Genomic DNA, 311 nt, shown 5'->3' on the forward strand with positions numbered 1-311 from the left:
CCGCCGATCGTGCCGCTCTACCCGGAAAGCGGCGAGTTGACCCACTACACGCGTACCTACACCTACGACCGCGGCGCCAACCTGACCGCGATCCATCACCAGGGCAGCACGCCCTATACGCAGCAAATGGTGGTGGCCCACACCTCGAACCGCGCGGTGCCGCAGACCGGTGGCCTCGCGCCTGGCGACGTGAACGGCAGTTTCGACGCCTGCGGCAACCGTAAGGAATTGGGCCCCGGCCAGCCGCTCGCGTGGGACAGCCGCAACCAGCTGCAGCGCACCACGCAGCTCGTGCGCGGCGGCGGCGACGA

1 pseudogene is annotated in these 311 nt (G+C 69.5%); it reads left to right on the forward strand.

The features are described 5' to 3' along the window. Window positions 1-311, forward strand: a pseudogene (locus KVT39_RS36695) (RHS repeat protein); the annotation flags it as partial.

This window comes from Burkholderia sp. GbtcB21 (assembly GCF_019091065.1).
GTDB lineage: Bacteria > Pseudomonadota > Gammaproteobacteria > Burkholderiales > Burkholderiaceae > Burkholderia > Burkholderia pyrrocinia_C.